A 17,768-nucleotide genomic window follows, 5' to 3' on the forward strand; every position below is an offset into this window, starting at 1 on the left:
GGGACCGGACCCATGGCCGAATATGTAGCCGCGCTTGCCACACCACAGACCGATGCAGCAGACGGTGTATTTGCCCGTTTTGCACCGCAGACACAGCCGCAGACGCCGCTTCGCCGGGCTATTACCGAGGCGACGCGCCGGTCTGAACCGGAATGCGTGGCACCACTGCTTGAGGCCGCCACCGTGTCGCCGGAACAGGCGGCGACGATCCGCACTATCGGGCGCAAACTGGTCACCGCCCTTCGCGCTAAGGCGAAAGGCACCGGTGTCGAGGGACTGGTGCAGGAATATTCGCTTTCCAGCCAGGAAGGCGTGGCGCTGATGTGCCTTGCCGAAGCGCTGTTGCGCATTCCCGATGCTGCCACCCGTGACGCGCTGATCCGTGACAAGATCGCCACCGGCGACTGGCGCTCGCATCTGGGCGGCGGTCGTTCGCTCTTCGTCAACGCCGCCACCTGGGGTCTCGTCATCACCGGCAAGCTGACCTCCACCGTCAACGACAAGGGGCTATCCGCAGCGCTGACAAAACTGATCTCCCGTGCGGGCGAGCCTGTCATTCGCCGGGGCGTGGATATGGCCATGCGGATGATGGGCGAACAGTTCGTGACAGGCCAGACGATCGCTGAAGCCATCAACCGCTCCAAACCGCTTGAAGCGCAGGGCTTTCAATATTCCTACGACATGCTGGGTGAAGCAGCGACCACGGCCAAGGACGCCGAGCGCTACTACCGCGATTACGAGCAGGCCATTCATGCCATCGGCAAGGCGTCCGCCGGTCGCGGCGTCTATAACGGCCCCGGCATTTCCATCAAGCTCTCCGCCCTCCACCCGCGCTATGTGAGAGCGCAGGCGCAGCGTGTGATGGATGAGCTTCTGCCGCGCGTCAAATCCCTGATGCTGCTGGCCAAGGGTTATGACATCGGCCTGAACATTGACGCCGAGGAAGCTGACCGGCTGGAGCTTTCGCTCGACCTTCTCGAAACGCTTGCGCTGGATACAGAGCTTGGCAACTGGCACGGTCTTGGCTTCGTCGTGCAGGCCTATAGCCGCCGCTGCCCCTTCGTGCTGGATTATATTATCGATCTGGCCCGCCGGTCCAGCCGCCGCATCATGGTGCGCCTCGTTAAGGGTGCCTATTGGGATGCCGAAATCAAGCGGGCACAGCTGGATGGCCTGACAGACTTCCCCGTCTTTACCCGCAAGGTTCACACGGATGTGTCCTACATTGCCTGCGCCACCAAGCTTCTGGCCGCCCGCGATGTTGTGTTCCCGCAATTTGCCACCCACAATGCCCAATCCCTGGCGACGATCTACCATCTGGCCGGTCCCGATTTTAAAATCGGGGATTATGAGTTCCAATGCCTGCACGGCATGGGAGAGCCGCTCTACAGTGAGGTCGTCGGCAAGAACAATCTCGACCGCCCTTGCCGCTTCTATGCGCCGGTCGGAACCCATGAAACGCTTCTGGCCTACCTTGTGCGCCGGTTGCTGGAAAACGGCGCGAACTCCTCCTTCGTCAACCGTATCGCCGATCCGAATGTCGCCATCGACCAGCTTCTGGATGACCCGGTCACCGTGGTGAAAGCCATGCCCGCTCCCGGCGCGCAGCACGAAAAAATCGCAAAGCCCGCCAATCTCTTCGGCACCCGCACCAACTCGGCAGGGCTGGATCTTGCCAATGACATGGTTCTGGCAACGCTCAGCGAAGCCTTGTCCGCAAGCGTCGCCATGGAATGGAAAGCAGCCTCGCCTCTGTCCTCAGATACAACGCGTTCTGTTCTCAACCCCGGCGACCACACGGATGTGGTCGGCACCGTGACCGAGCCGAGCGAAGAAGACGTTGCCAAGGCGCTGGAAGCCGCAGCCACGTCCAACTGGTCGCAAACATCAGTTGAAGAGCGCGCAGCCTGCCTCGAAAAAGCAGCTGACGTCATGCAGGAGCGATTGCCGACCCTGCTTGGCCTTATCATGCGCGAGGCTGGTAAATCGGCACCCAACGCCATTGCCGAAGTGCGCGAAGCGATCGATTTCCTGCGCTACTATGCCCATGAAGCCCGCGCTACATTCGGGCCGCAGCAGCAGGCCCTTGGCCCCATCGTCTGCATCAGCCCGTGGAATTTCCCGCTGGCGATCTTTATCGGGCAGGTTGCGGCAGCTCTTGTGGCTGGCAACCCCGTGCTGGCAAAACCTGCGGAAGAAACGCCGCTGATTGCTGCTGAGGCCATCCGCATGCTGCATGAGGTGGGCGTTCCCACTGACGCTGTCCAGCTTCTTCCCGGCGAAGGCAAAACCGGAGCCCAGCTGGTGGGTGCGGCACAGACGGCAGGCGTGATGTTTACCGGCTCCACGGAAGTTGCTCGTCTGATCCAGAAGCAACTGGCCGAGCGTGTATCGAGCGATGGCCGCCCCATTCCGCTCATCGCCGAAACCGGTGGCCAGAACGCCATGATCGTCGATTCTTCGGCACTTGCCGAGCAGGTCGTGGCCGATGTCATAGCATCCGCCTTCGACAGTGCCGGTCAACGTTGCTCGGCGCTGCGCGTGCTCTGCCTTCAAAACGACGTTGCTGACCGAACGCTGACCATGCTGAAGGGCGCTCTACACGAATTGCGCATCGGCAGAACCGACCAGCTATCGGTGGATGTCGGCCCGGTGATTACACTGGAAGCCAAGGACAATATCGAAAAACACATCGAAGCCATGCGTGCGATGGGCAACACGATCGAGCAGATCACACCCACCGGTGAAACGGACAAGGGCACCTTCGTGCCGCCGACCATCATCGAGCTGAAATCCCTGTCCGATCTCAAGCGCGAAGTCTTCGGCCCGGTTCTGCACGTCATCCGCTTCAAGCGCGAAAAGCTCGACCGGTTGATCGACGACATCAACGCTACCGGCTACGGCCTGACCTTTGGCCTGCATACGCGCCTCGATACGACCATCGCGCATGTGCTTTCGCGGGTGAAGGCTGGCAATCTCTATGTCAATCGCAACATCATCGGTGCGGTCGTGGGAGTGCAGCCCTTCGGTGGCCGTGGTCTGTCCGGCACCGGCCCGAAAGCTGGCGGCCCGCTCTATCTGGGACGGCTGACCAAAAACCCGCCTCTGGTTGAGCGCAAGGGCCAGCAGCCCGACACGGCAATTGCCGATCTCGCCAACTGGCTGGACACGAAAGGCGACAAGGCCGCCGCGCAAGTGGTGCGGGCTTCTGGCGATCTTTCGGGCCTGGGCTTTGAGACCGAACTTGCAGGCCCCGTTGGTGAGCGCAATCTTTATGCGCTGCATCCGCGTGGTCAGGTGCTGCTTGCGCCGGAGACTAAGGACGGGCTTTTCCGCCAACTGGCAGCCGCCCTTGCAGCCGGAAATACTGTCGTGATCGACCGCGACACGAAGCTGGACGCGGAGCTTGATGGTCTGCCATCCAATGTGGCTGCCCGCATCACATGGTCCAGCGATTGGGAAACAGCGGGACCGTTTGCCGGTGCATTGATCGAGGGGGACGCAGAGCGGGTGCAGCAGCTCAACACCCGCATCGCTGGCCTTCCCGGCCCGCTGGTTCTGGTTCAATGCGCCACGACAGAGCAATTGCAAGGCGCTGAGCAGCCCTACAATCTGAACTGGTTGCTGGAAGAAGTGTCCGTCAGCGTCAACACCACGGCAGCAGGCGGAAATGCAAGCCTGATGTCGATAGGCTAACAAAAAGCCGCTGGCGAGAACGCAATCTCGCCAGCGGCCATTTTTAAAGCTAGTTCGATGTCGCCAGATTATTCGATATCGCCAAACTACTCGATATCGAATGTCACGCCCTGCGCCAGTGGCAGCGCCTTGGAATAGTTCACGGTGTTGGTCGCACGGCGCATATAGGCCTTCCATGCGTCGGAGCCGGATTCGCGACCGCCGCCTGTTTCCTTCTCACCACCGAAGGCACCGCCAATTTCCGCACCTGACGTGCCGATATTGACATTGGCGATGCCGCAATCGGAACCATCCGCCGCCATGAAGCGCTCTGCTTCCTGAAGGTCGCGGGTGAAGATGGACGACGACAGACCGGCGGCAACAGCGTTGTGATCTGCAACCGCCTGATCGAAATCGCTGTATTTCATCACATAAAGAATCGGCGCGAAGGTTTCTTCCAGAACAGGTCCAACCTGCTTCGGCATTTCGACCAGCGCGGGTTTGACGTAAAAAGCGGTGTCCTTTCCAGCGTCCGCAACACGCTCACCACCGGTGATGATGCCGCCATGCTTGCCAGCCTCTTCCAATGCCTTCTGCATGCCATCAAACGCTGCCTTGTCGATGAGCGGGCCGACAAGTGCGGCGGTTTCCAGCGGGTTGCCGATGGAAACGGACGCATAGGCCTTTTTCAGACGCGGAACGAGCTGGTCATAGACGCTGTCATGCACGAAGAGACGGCGAAGCGTTGTGCAACGCTGACCGGCCGTGCCCATGGCACCGAAGGCGATGGCGCGCAGCGCCATGTCGAGATCGGCAGAAGGGCAGACGATACCGGCATTGTTGCCGCCAAGCTCCAGAATGGCGCGGGCAAAACGCTTGGCCAGACGTGGGGCCACATCGCGGCCCATGCGGGTGGAACCGGTGGCAGAGACCAGCGGCACTTTCGGATGATCGACCAGCGCCTCACCAACGGTGCGATCACCGATGATAACCTGGCTCAAGCCAGCAGGCGCGTCGCCAAAGCGGGCAATGGCGCGCTCGAAAATGCCCTGAACGGCAAGGGCCGTCAGCGGTGTCTTTTCCGATGGCTTCCAGACGACGGCATTGCCGCAGACGATGGCCAGCGCCGCATTCCACGCCCAGACGGCAACGGGAAAATTGAAGGCAGAGATGACACCAACGACACCAAGGGGATGCCATGTTTCCATCATGCGGTGGCCACGGCGCTCGGTTGCAATCGTCAGGCCGTAGAGCTGACGCGAAAGACCGACTGCGAAATCGCAGATATCGATCATTTCCTGCACTTCGCCGAGACCTTCAGAGGTGATCTTGCCAGCTTCCAGCGAAACGAGCCGGCCAAGATCATCCTTCGCTGCACGCAATTCTTCACCCAGCAGGCGAACCAGCTCGCCGCGCTTGGGCGCTGGCACCAGACGCCATGTGCGGAAGGCCGCATCCGCTTTTTCGACCATGGCTGAGACGTCGCTTGGCGAAACCGTTTTCAGCCGGGCGATTTCCTCGCCGCTGACAGGGCTGAAAGACGCCATATCGCCACCCTGATAAAGTGCCGGCGAAACGCCCATCTTTTCGAGAAGTGCTCGGGCTTCCTTGACGACATCGACCTTGCTTGCGGATTGGCTCATGACAAAAGCTCCTTGGTTCCAGATAACGGGACATTGACGCGAGGCCATACCCGTTTCATTCTCTTTCCAGATCATATACGGGTTCAAGTGCCGTTTTCAAATGAGGAAACCGGTTCTGTTGATGCGAGACTGGAATGGACACACGCAGACGGCTGGTTCCTGATATCGTCACTTTGCAGGCGTTCGAATGCGCGGCAAGGCACGGAAATTTCACGCGCGCGGCAGAAGAGCTGAACCTGACACAAAGCGCAGTCAGCCGCCAGATCAGCGATCTGGAGGCCCAGACCGGCATGCTGCTGTTCGAGCGTATTCGAAGACGGGTGGTGCTATCAGATGCGGGGCGCAAATTCCTGCCAGACGTGCAAAGATTGCTGCATCAATCCGAGCAGCTGATGGTGCGCGCTGTCACATCAGGTGCATCCAATGCGTCGCTGTCCATAGCCACGCTTCCGACATTCGGCAGCCGCTGGCTCACTCCCCGCCTCCACAAATTCCTGAGCACCCGGCCAGATACGGTGCTGACGGTGGCATCACGTTCCCAACCCTTCGATTTCGATGAGGAAGGTTTCGATATTGCCATACATTACGGCCAGCCGGTCTGGGCGCATGGCACCTGCACCTTTCTGTGCAACGAAGTCATCGTTCCCGTCGCAAGCCCTGCCCTGCTCGCCTCCCGCCCGGTGGAGACTCGGGCTGACATGCTGGACGGCCCGCTTCTGCACGTTTCCACGCGCCCGAAATTATGGACCGAATGGTTCGAGATGGATGGATTGGCCACCGACAGCGCCTATCGCGGCAGCCGCTTCGATCAGTTTTCGATGCTCATCGAGGCCGCCATCAGCGGGTTGGGTTTTGCACTTCTGCCCCGATATCTGATCGAGGCAGAACTGAATTCCGGCCTTCTGCAGGTGGTGTTTGATGTGCCGCTGCAAACGGAAAACAGTTACTACATTGCCCTGCCCGAAGGACGGCAGGACAATGTGCTGGCGCGGGCATTTCAGAACTGGTTGCTGGAGCAGGTGGGGCAACCGCTGTAAACGGTTCAGAGCCGGTTTCGGAAAAACGGGTTCCAGCGCACCACACCAAGGCGGATTTTCTCGCGCATCATCGTCAGCAATCCGGCAGCGGCGATCACGACCAGACCTGAAATGGCAAGCGTGTCCGGATATTCGGCAAAGAAGAACGCGCCAATGGCAACCGCCCATAAGATCTGCGAGTAATGCGACGGCGCGATCTGGCTGGCGGGCGCAATCTTAGTTGCGTTGAGCAGCGTCAGTTGCCCGACGGCGGTGCAGACGCCAATGATGATGAAGGCACCGATCTGATGCCATGTCGGCACCTGAAAATCCTGATACATCAAGACGCCGTTGAAGGTCAGGCCATAGAGAACAAGCACGCCCATGATGGAAGTCCGCTTTTCCCGCCCTGCCAGTGAGCGCAGCAGAACAATGGTGAGGCCCGCCAGAAAGGCAACACAAATTGCAGCGAAGTGCCCTAGTTCCAGCGTCTTGAAGCCGGGACGAACAACGAGAATGACGCCGACGATGCCAGCCATGACCGCCGACCAGCGCCACAGTCCGATATCCTCTTTCAGCACCAGCGCCGACAGGATGGTGACGAAAAGAGGGGACAGAAAGATCAGCGCATAGGCTTCCGCCAGCGGCACGCTGGTAAAGGCATAGATACCGAGAATGCCGGCAAACAACCCGGATATGGCGCGCGCATGGACAGCCCACGGTCTGCTCATGCGCCAGAAATGGCGCCAATGCTCGTCTTTGGGCTTGAAAAAGAAGATCATGGATGCGGATGAGAGGATGCTGAAAAAGCCGATCTCGAAGACACTGACCTCTGAGCCGAGCGACTTGATGGTGGCGTCTCCCCAGGAAAAGCTGGCGTAAGCGAGCAACCCCAGTAGAAAACCTTTTTGCATGGCAACCCATCCCGGACGCAGATCAGGGCGACAGGCCGTTCGACATTGTACGAATCACAATGCACGGCAAATGCCGATCTCCGCAATTTTGCTACGCCTGCCCTCACCACAGCACAAGGCGCAAAACAGGCGAAACCGTCCTGTTGCTAATATAAGGCGCGCGCGTTCTCAGCTCATTTCCGGGTCGATGGTGAAGAGCTCGTGCGCCCGGGCAAAGCCCCGCAGGGCATAGCGCCCGATGGAGACCATAAGGTCGCGCATATCATCCGGGCACATCAACATGAACTCGCGGGACATGACCGTGTCGCGCCCCACCGAGCTGCACAACCCGCTGATACGGCTGACGACATTGACGGCGGGGCCGACGACGGTAAAATCCAGCCGGTTGCGGCTGCCGATATTGCCGTAAAAGACTTCCCCCACATGCAGGCCCAGATAGACATCCGTTATGGGCAGTCCTTCCTGTTTGCGGCGGTGGTTCAGCACGGTCAGGTTGGTTCGAAGGGTGATCTCGGCAGCCAGCGCGGCAGCACAGCCTGAGCGTTGATCTGCATCGCGGAAAATGGCCAGAATGCCGTCCCCGATCAATTTCAGAACGCTGCCGCCATGGGCGTGGATGGCTTCGATGACCACACCAGCATAGTCATTGAGAAACGGAATGATCTGGTCGGGCTCGGCGCGCTCGGAAATGCCGGTGAAATCCCGCAAATCGGAAAACCATAAGACAGCATCGATCTTTTCCACTTCGCCGCGCGTAATGGTTCCGCTGATGACCTTGCGGCCCGCATCCCGTCCCAGATAGACATCGCTGATGGTGCTGATGATACGCATGCAGCATGCGGTCTTGAAGGCAAGGGCAAGCGTGGGCAACAGCATGCGCAACGCGGCCAGCTCATCATCGTGAAAGCCTTCCGCATGGCGTGTCAGCCAGTGGGAGTAAAAGGCATTCATCTCACCCACACTGCCACGGTCGGTAAAGCGGTGAATGGTCGCCAGATAATCGGTGTGTCCGGCCTCCATCATGTCGTTCAGCTTGCGAAAGGTCGAGCGCCCGCCTTCGAAGAAGCGATGCCGGGCTTCACTCGTGTTTTCCTTGATGAGATGGAAAAAGACGGAGCTTTCCCAATCCTCGCGGGCTTTGCCATCATCGGTAAAATCATAGACGCTGGATGACGCTGCCGCATCGCCACTATCCCAGCGAAAGGCATGCCCCTCGAAATCCGGGTGAAGCGTATCCATCAGCACCAGGGCGGACGAAATCGAAATGCCAACCTCATTGCAGCGCGTGCAAAAGCCCGACAGCAACTTTTCCTCTTCAATGCCCTCGTAGCCTTGCTGCGATAGCCACAATAAAATCTCTGAAAGACTGGACTGCTGGATCATGGAGGGCGATGGTCCCGGTTGAGCACGCGTGAAAACATTTGCCATGCGTTGAACCAGCAGCGTGGCCTGCTTTGGTCCTGTTTACAACATTTTCACGAAATCATCTGACGAAAAGCGGCTGCACGCTTGGCCAGAAGGCCATCTGTAACATGCTGCCCATGCAGCAGGGTGATGTGCCGCGCACCTTTGTCTCACCCGATCAAGCATTGAAAACTTGCAGTTCAGCTATTGGCCTCTTCACTCTCGCTGGACTGGAGCAGCCGCGTCAACTCGGCGCAGTTCGGATCATCAGCATCCAGCAACTGCACGGGTGACGTCCAGCCGAAGCTGTAGCCCGCAATTGTTGCAATGGCCCATGATGGATCTTCGCCTGCGCGCTGAAGAAGCTTCGGCCCCTGCGCGGCCACGCATTGCTGCGACTGCTGAAGGGATTGGGCTGAGGCGTTTGCGCCCTGAAGGCGGTCCTGCACCTCTGCCTGAATGGGGTTCAGGACAAAAAGCGTGATGAGCCATGCGGCAATATCGGAAATCATGCGTAACCTCTGCACACTCGGCGATGATGTCGGAAAAGGTCCGACATCGTGAAAGCGCCGAGACTTTCACCAGAGGGGCCCGGACCAGCGGGTTGGTTGAGATGTGGGAGGCCGTCGCTGCAATTCAAGAGGCGCGGCAGCGGGAATTGGACGAGAAAGGCAACAGGCCTTTTCGAAGATGCCGCGCCAACCCTTATCTCGGAGACCGATAGCGAATATGGCACATGTCGCCATCACTCGCTTCAACATCGACTTCGACACCAAACACATCCGCGATCAGGCTAGCCGTGAAGACCGTCGATGGTTTGCCAAGCGCCACAAGCGTTCCCGCCTTCATCACCGCCACCCGGTCACAAAACATGGCCGCATGGTTGAGATCATGCAGCGCTGCGGCGACCGTCAGCCGCTGCTGGCGCACGAGATGCAACAGCGCGATCTGATGGCCGATATCGAGGTGATTGGTCGGCTCATCCAGAAGCAGAATATCCGGCTTTTGCGCCAAGGCGCGGGCGATGTGCAGCCGCTGCCGCTCGCCCCCCGATAGCGTGTGCCACATGCGCTTTGAAAGATGCTTTGCATCGACATCCTGCAATGCCTGATCCACAATGGCATCATCCTGCGCCGACCATGGCGACAGGGCACCCTTATGCGGTGTGCGGCCAAGCTCCACGGCCTGACGGGCGTTGATCCGCTCCTGCGTTTCGGCTTGCTGTTCGACGAGCGCAATAGAGCGTGCGATCGTTTGACGGTTCAAGCTCTCCATGGGCTTGCCGTCCAGCGTGACATCGCCGTATCTAGCCTTTCGAAGGCCGCAGAGAAGCGACATGAGGCTCGTCTTGCCGGAACCATTGGGTCCGACAATGCCCAGAAACTCGCCCGGCCGGATTTCCAGACTGACATTCCTGACAATATCGACGCCACCGGCAGACCAGCATAGATCGTTCGCGCAAAGGGTCATACCGATCTCCGTCGCTGGCTGAGAATGAGCGCGAAGGCAGGGGCACCGAACAGCGCCGTGATGACACCAATCGGCAGGACCTGCCCGGTGATGATGGTGCGCGAGACAATGTCTGCCGCAATCATGAACACGGCACCGGTCAGGGCCGCAGCGGGCAACAGGCGCCCATGGCGGACGCCGACGATCATGCGTGCGGCATGGGGAATGACGAGACCGATAAAGCCGATGGAGCCGACGATGCTGACCATGATGGCCGTCATCAGCGCGCAGATGCCGGTGAGAACAATGTAGACACGCCGAACCGGTATGCCGAGCGAGGCAGCGGAACCGGAGCCGAAGGTAAAGGCATCCAGCGCACGCGCATGCCACAGGCAGACCAAAAGACCGATAAGTGTGACTGGCAAGGCCAGCCACACATCTGGCCAGCGCACACCGGAGAGATTGCCGAGCAGCCAGAACATGATGCCCCGCGCCTGCTCGGCATTGGCAGCCTTCGTCACGATAAAGGAGGTGATGGCATTGAAAAGCTGCGAACCCGCCACACCCGCCAGAATGATGGCGCTGTTTCCGCTGCCAGCCCTCAAGGCCAGCAGGCTGACGAGGGCAAAGGCTGTGAGCGCACCAAGGAATGCGCCGAGCGGCATGGTGAGCATGCCAGCGCCAAAGCCTAGAATGGCAACGCCAACAGCGCCCGTCGATGCACCGGCTGAAATGCCCAGAATATAGGGATCAGCCAACGGATTGCGCAACAGCGCCTGAAGCACGACACCCGACAACGCAAGGGCTGCACCGCAGCAGGCCGCAACCACCGCCCGACTGAGGCGGTAGTTCCAGATGATGCCTTCATCGATCGCATCCAGCGGATAACCGGCATCTAACACGCGGTTCGCCACCGCCTTGGCAACGACATCCATCGAAATGGATGTCTCGCCGATGGCGGCTCCGAGCCAGAGCGCCAGGCCCAGGAGCCCGACCGCCAGCAAGACGGCACGGGTTATTGTGAAGCAGGCACCCATGGCCTAGTTGGAAAGTCCAAGCTGGACGATAGCGTCGGCCAGAACTTCGATACCATCGATGGTGCGGATCGTCGGGTTCATGGCCTGTGCATCCATGGTGACGATATGGCCCTCTTTGACTGATGGCATCAAGCTTGTGACCGGATCTTCCTTCAGGAATTTCTGCTTGAGCGCGACATCATCTGCCGGAAAGCGCCTGCGATCCATCTTGCCCGCGACGACGATCGTGGGGTTGGCCTTGGCGATGGTTTCCCAACCGACTGTCGGCCACTCTTCATCGCTGTCTATGACGTTTTTGATGCCCAGTGCGGACATGATATAGCCAGGCGCACCGTTCTTGCCCGCAACGTAAGGGTCGATTGCAAGCTCTGCGCTGGAAAACCAGAAGACTGCGGAAAGCTGGCCCTTGGCGGAAACGATCTTCTTGCGAGCGGCATCTTCGCGTGCCTTCAGTTCGGCCACCAGCTTTTCGCCCTTGTCCTGAACATTGAAGATTTGCGCAAGGTCGGTCACTTCCTGATAGATCAGGTCCATGGTGAACACGGAATGGCGCACGCCATCCCCACCACCGGAATTGTCCTTGCCGGTGCAATCGGCGGGCGATGTGTAGACTGGAATTTTCAGCTCTTCGAATTGTTCAGGCTTGGCAACCACACCTTCCGGGCCGACATGCCATTGATATTGCACCGTGACCAGATCCGGCTTCTTGGCCAGAACGCTCTCGAAACTCGGGTCATTATCCGCAAGCCGGTCGATCTTGGCATTGGCTTCTTCATAGCCCTTGATCACAGGGCCGACCCAAACCGCCGTGCCGACGACCTTATCTGAGAGGCCCAGCAGATAGAGAATTTCCGTGGTGCTCTGTCCAACGGCGACAGTACGCTCAGGCGCATGCGTGAAGGTGACATCCCGACCGCAATTCTTGAGTGTCAAAGGATAGGACGTCTGCGCCGCATGGGCAGAAGGCAGCGCCGCAAACGAGCTTGCAACCGCGAAGATGGCAGCGCCCATGGCGTGCCTGAAGTGTAATGTCATTTCGATAGTCCCCGATCGTCATAAGTTGCGCAAGGCGCAACTGGGTATGAACATGTTTAGACAGTCAGCCCGCAAAGACGGGACGTTGGGACGATCTGAAACCGGGACATGGCAGATGAATAAGGCGCAGGCTAGCGCTCGATGCAATCACGACGTCTCCTGTTCCGGGCATCCCCGCCCGCGAATTGGATTGAACATATGACGGCAGGTCTCCTGGCTTACGGATTTGCGCCTTCGCCCAACCTTCCCGCAAATCGCTTTGCAGTGGCATGACACTTTTAAAAAAAGCGTCATAGGGCTCGACAATCCGCTCACAGTTGCGGGGGCAGCCACGGCATCGGATATAAGTCCTCACCGTATTCCCTATTATTCCTTACGATTGCTCGCTTGGAACCGTCGCAACCAGTTAGACGCAATCGCGACATACCGTCAAGTCGAATAATTGTTATGTTATTACATATTCGCTTGCAAGCGTTGATTTTCGATGTTTTACGGCTCATCCTATCGCACGAAAAAACCGGGAATCTCTTCCCGGCTTCAATCTTGAATTATCGATAATATGGCTGTTTATGGCAGCGTATAGGCGATCACATAGTCACCGGGCTTTGTGCCGACAGAGCCATGGCCGCCTGCCACCATCACCACATACTGCTTTCCATCATCCATGGCATAGGTCATCGGCGTAGCCTGTCCACCGGCTGGAAGACGGCCTTCCCAAAGCTGCTTGCCCGTGGTCAGATCATAGGCGCGGAGATAATTGTCCACCGCCGCACCGAGGAAGGCAACGCCACCCTTGGTAATCATGGGTCCACCAATGCCGGGAACGCCAACCTTGAAAGGCAGGGGAAGCGGCGTCATGTCATAGACGGTGCCGTTCTTGTGCTTGTAGGCAACGTCACCCGTGCGCAGATCAGCACCCGCAACATAACCCCATGGTGGAGCCTGGCATGGAATGCCGAGCGGTCCGAGGAAGGGTCCCATCAACACGCCATAGGGCGCGCCATCATTTCTGTTCAGACCCTGCTCACTGCCTTTTTCGTCCTGACCCTTCGGCGGAATCTGGTCGCGTGGCACGAGCTGAGATGTAAAGGCAAGGTATGTCGGCATGCCGAACATCACCTGCCGCTCCGGATCGACTGCAACAGAACCCCAGTTAAAGGTACCGAAATTGCCGGGATAAATCAGTGAGCCATTAAGGGACGGCGGCGTATAACGGCCCTCATAGTTCAACTGATGGAATTTGATCCGGCAGGCCAGCTGGTCGAACATGGAGACACCCCACATGTTCGATTCAACCAGCGGCTCTGGCTTGAACGAGAGAGCGGATGTGGGCTGCGTCGGAGACGTGAAATCTTCAGGGATTGCACCACCTGGTGCTTTCTCTTCCGTTATGCCCAGCAGTGGCTCGCCATTGCGTCGATCCAGCACATAGATATCGCCCTGCTTCGTTGGCCCGACCAGAGCCGGAACGGACTGGCCATCCGGCTTGGTAATATCGAGCAACACGGGCTGCGCGGGAACATCCATATCCCAGAGGTCATGGTGCACGGTCTGGCGTACCCAGCGATCCTGTCCGGTGTTAATATCGAGCGCGACGATGGAGGACGAGTATTTCTCGACGCTTTCGCTGCGGCCCATGCCGAGCTGGTCCGGAACCTGATTGCCCAGCGGAATGTAAACGAGACCCAGCGCTTCATCGACGCTAAAGATGGACCAGCTGTTGGGCGAGTTGGTCGTATAGGTTTGACCAGCCTGAAGCGGTTGCGTCTGGGTCGGGTTGCCCGAATCCCAGTTCCAGATCAGCGCACCGGTGTTGACATCGAATGCCCTGATGACGCCGGACTGCGACTGCGTTGAATAATTGTCGTTGACCGCGCCACCGATGATGATCTTGTTGCCGACGACGACAGGCGGGGATGTAGAGTAATAGTAACCCGCCGGATTGTACTTCATACCGTTGGCGAGCTGCAACGTGCCCTTATCCGCAAAGCCTTCGCAGACGAGCCCGGTCAAAGCATCAAGCGCAATCAGACGCGCATCCGACGTTGGCAGATAGACACGCTGTGCGCAGGCGGCACCTGCCTGTGCAGCCGGATCCGCGTAATAGGTTACGCCACGGCATGTCTGGTGTTGACGATCCGGGTTTAGACCTGCATTCGGATCATATTTCCACTTTTCCTTGCCGGTGGCCGCATCGATGGCGATGGCCCAGTTATGCGGTGTGCAAAGGTAAAGCGAATTGCCGACTTTTAAGGGAGTCACCTGATAGGTTGTCTCACCGACATCGTCAGGCAATTTGACGTCGCCCGTCTGGTAGCGCCAGGCTTCTTTGAGGTCGCCGACATTCTGCGTGTTGATCTGCGCCAGCGGCGAGTAGCGTTGGCCATAGGAGGTGCGGCCGTATTGATGCCATTCATTATCGGGAACCGGATTTCCAAAAGAAGGCGATGCGGTCACCACGTCGGTGGGCAGCGCGCCTTCGATGTCATTCGGGTCCTGCGTCATCGCAAATGCTGCTGCACCCACGGAAACCAGAACGGCAGTTAAAAGTGGAACCGCATTTGCGCCGTAGGAGATACCTGTGGGGCTAGTAAAGCCCAGAGGCTTTCTGATCCATGGCATCAGAAGCCACATGCCGACCACGATGATGAAGCCTCCGCGTGGACCCAGTTGCCACCAGTCGAAGCCGACTTCCCACAACGCCCATAAGAGCGTGGCGATGACGAAAACCGCGTAGAAGTGAAGCGCAAACTTGTTTCTTTTGAACAGCAGAGCGCCGGTCACAATGAATGCGATGCCAGCCAATGCGTAATAGAGGCTGCCGCCCAGCATTGCGAGCTGTGAGCCAAAGCCAAAAATTGCTAAACCAATCAGAGTCAGGACGACTGCAGTGGATGTAATTGCCATAAAATGCCCCCGGCGTGGTCTCCCGCGCCGAAAACACAATCCACTACTAAAAGGTTCCCAAAAAAATCACGATTTGGCCACTTTTCCGAAATCGCTGAATGCAACGCGGATTTCATCAGTCGTTTTTTCCGAGGCAATCATCGCCGCCAGCAAGATCCGAGACTGACCGGCTCTCAATGTCTGCGAATGGATGGCGCCTGCCGCCCCCAGATCGTGACCGCCGCCGCCGCCGCCATAACCGGCAACGAGAATGCCCGTCGGCACGCGGCTGGAAACGACGACGGGAACCTTCGCCTCCCGGCACCGGCCAACGGCTTCGACAATGCGCACATTGGCATTGCCGGAGCCCAGCGCAGCCAGAACGATACCGTCAGCGCCTGAATTCAGGCTGGCATCGATATGGGTTGCATCACAGCCCGGATAGATGGCGACGATATCCACTCTGACATCTTTGACGCTTGCGGACAGGCCGGGGCTTTGCGGACAGAGAACATGGCCCGCCAGATCAAAGGCATTGCTCTCATCCGATGAGCACTTGTAGAGGCCCCATGCCGGAAACAGCGTTCCGCCGAAGCAGACAAGGACGCCCCTTTCAATATTGGATGGATCGACACTCGCTTCGATGGCTGCCGAAAGATTGCCCGGACCATCCGAGCACGGGTGATCTGCGGTGAACTGGGCACCGGTAAATATGACGGGTTTGGTCAGATGGTGCTGGAGATGAACCAGAAGGGCGCTTTCCTCCATGGAATCGGTTCCATGCAGAATGACGATCCCATCCACGGCGGGATCGGCAAGCTCCTTGCCGACCGCGTCGCTGATATCCTGCATATCGGACAGCGTCAGGCTGGAGGAATCCTTAGCCATCAACTCCACGGGCTTGACCAGCACATCGGCAGAAGACAGGCCGGACACCAGCGCCTCACCCGACAGCGCGGGCCTTGCCGCGCCATCATCACCGCGTTTGCTCGCAATGGTGCCGCCGGTGGCGATGACGGCCACCCGCATTTTCGAAAGATCAGTGTCCACGATCTGCCCCGGAGCCAGAGCGTCTGTCTGCATCGGCTTTCGCCAGTTCATGGATGCGATTTCGCAACATATACCAACCCGCAACAAGAGCTGGCGCAATAATGACGAGCGAACCGACCGTCAATGTGCCAGCAGGATAATCCAGCGCCATCAGCACCAGCACGCTGAAAAGGAAGACAAGCGTCATTATGCCAGTGTAGGGCGCGCCAAACATTCTGAAATCAGGACGATTCATTTTCCCCCGCCGCGACAGATGCCACAGCTTGAGTTGGCATAACACGATGACTCCCCACGCGCAAATAATGCCCAGCGCAGAAAGATTGAGGGCAATTTCAAAGGCTTCAGCGGGCACGAAGGCATTCATGATAACGCCAATAACTGTGACGACTGCCGTGACTGCAATGCCGCCATAGGGTACGCCAGCCTTGTTCATTTTCGCCAGTGCCGCCGGCGCTGAACCGGAGATTGCCATGGAATGAAGGATGCGGCCTGTGGAATAAAGCCCGGCATTGAGCGACGAAAGAACCGCCGTGAGCACCACAAGGTTCATAATGATATCTGCACCCTCGATGCCGATGGAGCCGAAGAAGGTCACGAACGGGCTCTCACCTGCCTTGTAGGCGGTGTAGGGCAAAAGAAGCGACAAAAGCAGAACCGAGCCGACATAAAACACCAGCAACCGGAACACCACCGTGCGGATTGCGCCGGGAATAACCTTGCGCGGGTCTTCGGTTTCACCCGCCGTAGTGCCGATCAGCTCAATGGACGCATAGGCAAACAGCACCCCCTGGATAATGATGAAGGCTGGCAAAATGCCATTGGGGAAGAAACCGCCATTATCACTGATGAGGCTGAACCCGGTCACATGGCCTTCAATGGGCGTGCCAAAAATGACGAAATACACACCAACAACCAGAAAGGTAGCAAGAGCGACGACCTTGATCAGGCTGAACCAGAACTCAAGCTCACCGAAAACCTTCACCGACAGCATGTTCATGCCCAGCACGATAACCAGCGCGCCAAGCGCAAAGACCCATTGGTCGATACCCTGCATCCAAGGCACATATTGCTTGAAGAAATTCATGTAGATCGCCACCGCCGTCACATCGGCAACTGACGTCATGGCCCAGTTCATCCAGTACATCCAGCCAACGGCAAAGGCCATTTTCTCGCCGTAGAACTCACGGGCATAGGACACGAAGGAGCCGGATGAGGGGCGGTGCATGATCAGCTCTCCCAGTGCGCGCAGCACCAGAAAAGCGAAGAAGCCGCAGATGGCATAGACAAAAACCAATGCGGGACCCGCTGCGGCAAGACGGCCGCCTGCCCCAAGAAAAAGCCCCGTTCCGATGGCGCCGCCAATGGCAATCATCTGGATCTGGCGCGGCTTGAGAGCCTTGTGAAATCCAAGGTCCTCTTTGGACTGAAGGTCCCGTTCGTGATTTTGCTGATTTGACTTTACTGACAATCGCCCCTCCCTCAGAGCTTAAGTCATCCGCAAATCCGTCTCATGACGGTCTGGCATCTTGGGCCAGACGCAACGGCTTTGGCGGCTTGGCGTTAAAAATTTCAAAGCGAAATATAAGTCTGTTATGCTGTAAGACAGATTTTGTAATCTCAAATACGTGCCAAATTTTCTGACGTCAAGCGTCATCCAGA

Annotated in this window: 12 protein-coding genes and 1 riboswitch; of the genes, 2 read left to right on the forward strand and 10 right to left on the reverse strand. The window is 58.2% G+C overall.

What is annotated here, in order from left to right; translation table 11 throughout:
- Positions 1–12 precede the first annotated feature (12 nt).
- A complete protein-coding gene (gene putA / locus RQI55_RS19340) occupies positions 13–3,696 on the forward strand; it encodes a trifunctional transcriptional regulator/proline dehydrogenase/L-glutamate gamma-semialdehyde dehydrogenase (protein ID WP_243255001.1) in 3,684 nt (1,227 codons plus the stop codon).
- An 86-nt stretch (positions 3,697–3,782) separates the two neighbouring features.
- Here the strand turns inward: putA and RQI55_RS19345 are convergent, their stop codons facing one another.
- Positions 3,783–5,318: an aldehyde dehydrogenase family protein gene (locus RQI55_RS19345; RefSeq protein ID WP_243255000.1), complete on the reverse strand. Its 1,536-nt coding sequence runs from the start codon at positions 5,316–5,318 to the stop codon at positions 3,783–3,785.
- A 134-nt stretch (positions 5,319–5,452) separates the two neighbouring features.
- On the opposite strand from RQI55_RS19345, the gene RQI55_RS19350 reads away from it, so the two are divergent.
- Positions 5,453–6,355 (forward strand): LysR family transcriptional regulator, encoded by a 903-nt coding sequence (locus RQI55_RS19350; protein ID WP_243254999.1) that lies wholly within the window; start codon positions 5,453–5,455, stop codon positions 6,353–6,355.
- A 5-nt stretch (positions 6,356–6,360) separates the two neighbouring features.
- On the opposite strand, the gene RQI55_RS19355 is transcribed toward RQI55_RS19350, so the two are convergent.
- The 9 genes from RQI55_RS19355 to RQI55_RS19395 form a co-directional block, all read right to left on the reverse strand.
- The gene (locus RQI55_RS19355) at positions 6,361–7,248 is read right to left on the reverse strand and encodes a DMT family transporter (protein ID WP_311273271.1); all 888 of its coding nucleotides are present in this window, start codon (positions 7,246–7,248) and stop codon (positions 6,361–6,363) included.
- Between the two features lie 168 nt (positions 7,249–7,416).
- On the reverse strand, positions 7,417–8,676 hold the full coding sequence (locus RQI55_RS19360; protein ID WP_243254997.1) for an adenylate/guanylate cyclase domain-containing protein: 1,260 nt from the start codon (positions 8,674–8,676) through the stop codon (positions 7,417–7,419).
- A gap of 176 nt (positions 8,677–8,852) precedes the next feature.
- Entirely contained in the window at positions 8,853–9,164 is a 312-nt protein-coding gene (locus RQI55_RS19365; protein WP_243254996.1) for a hypothetical protein, read from the reverse strand.
- Positions 9,165–9,357: 193 nt separating this feature from the next.
- Entirely contained in the window at positions 9,358–10,122 is a 765-nt protein-coding gene (locus RQI55_RS19370; protein ID WP_243254995.1) for an ABC transporter ATP-binding protein, read from the reverse strand.
- Entirely contained in the window at positions 10,119–11,138 is a 1,020-nt protein-coding gene (locus RQI55_RS19375) for an iron ABC transporter permease (protein ID WP_243254994.1), read from the reverse strand. Before RQI55_RS19375 ends, RQI55_RS19370 begins: the two co-directional genes overlap by 4 nt.
- Before the next feature lie 3 nt (positions 11,139–11,141).
- Positions 11,142–12,149, reverse strand: coding sequence for an ABC transporter substrate-binding protein (locus tag RQI55_RS19380; protein WP_243256910.1), 1,008 nt, complete (start codon positions 12,147–12,149; stop codon positions 11,142–11,144).
- A 209-nt stretch (positions 12,150–12,358) separates the two neighbouring features.
- Positions 12,359–12,586, reverse strand: a riboswitch (cobalamin riboswitch).
- Positions 12,587–12,740: 154 nt separating this feature from the next.
- Positions 12,741–15,080 carry a glucose/quinate/shikimate family membrane-bound PQQ-dependent dehydrogenase gene (locus RQI55_RS19385; protein ID WP_311273272.1) on the reverse strand — a complete coding sequence of 780 codons (2,340 nt, stop codon included), beginning with the start codon at positions 15,078–15,080 and terminating at the stop codon, positions 12,741–12,743.
- 66 nt (positions 15,081–15,146) lie between these two features.
- Complete coding sequence (locus tag RQI55_RS19390) at positions 15,147–16,142, reverse strand: asparaginase (RefSeq protein ID WP_243254992.1); 996 nt, start codon at positions 16,140–16,142, stop codon at positions 15,147–15,149.
- Positions 16,099–17,577 carry an amino acid permease gene (locus RQI55_RS19395; RefSeq protein WP_042617730.1) on the reverse strand — a complete coding sequence of 493 codons (1,479 nt, stop codon included), beginning with the start codon at positions 17,575–17,577 and terminating at the stop codon, positions 16,099–16,101. The genes RQI55_RS19390 and RQI55_RS19395 overlap by 44 nt, the downstream gene beginning before the upstream one ends.
- Positions 17,578–17,768 lie beyond the last annotated feature (191 nt).

The sequence above is a fragment of the Rhizobium sp. WCS2018Hpa-16 genome (genome assembly GCF_031843705.1).
GTDB classification, from domain to species: Bacteria; Pseudomonadota; Alphaproteobacteria; order Rhizobiales; family Rhizobiaceae; genus Agrobacterium; species Agrobacterium tumefaciens_C.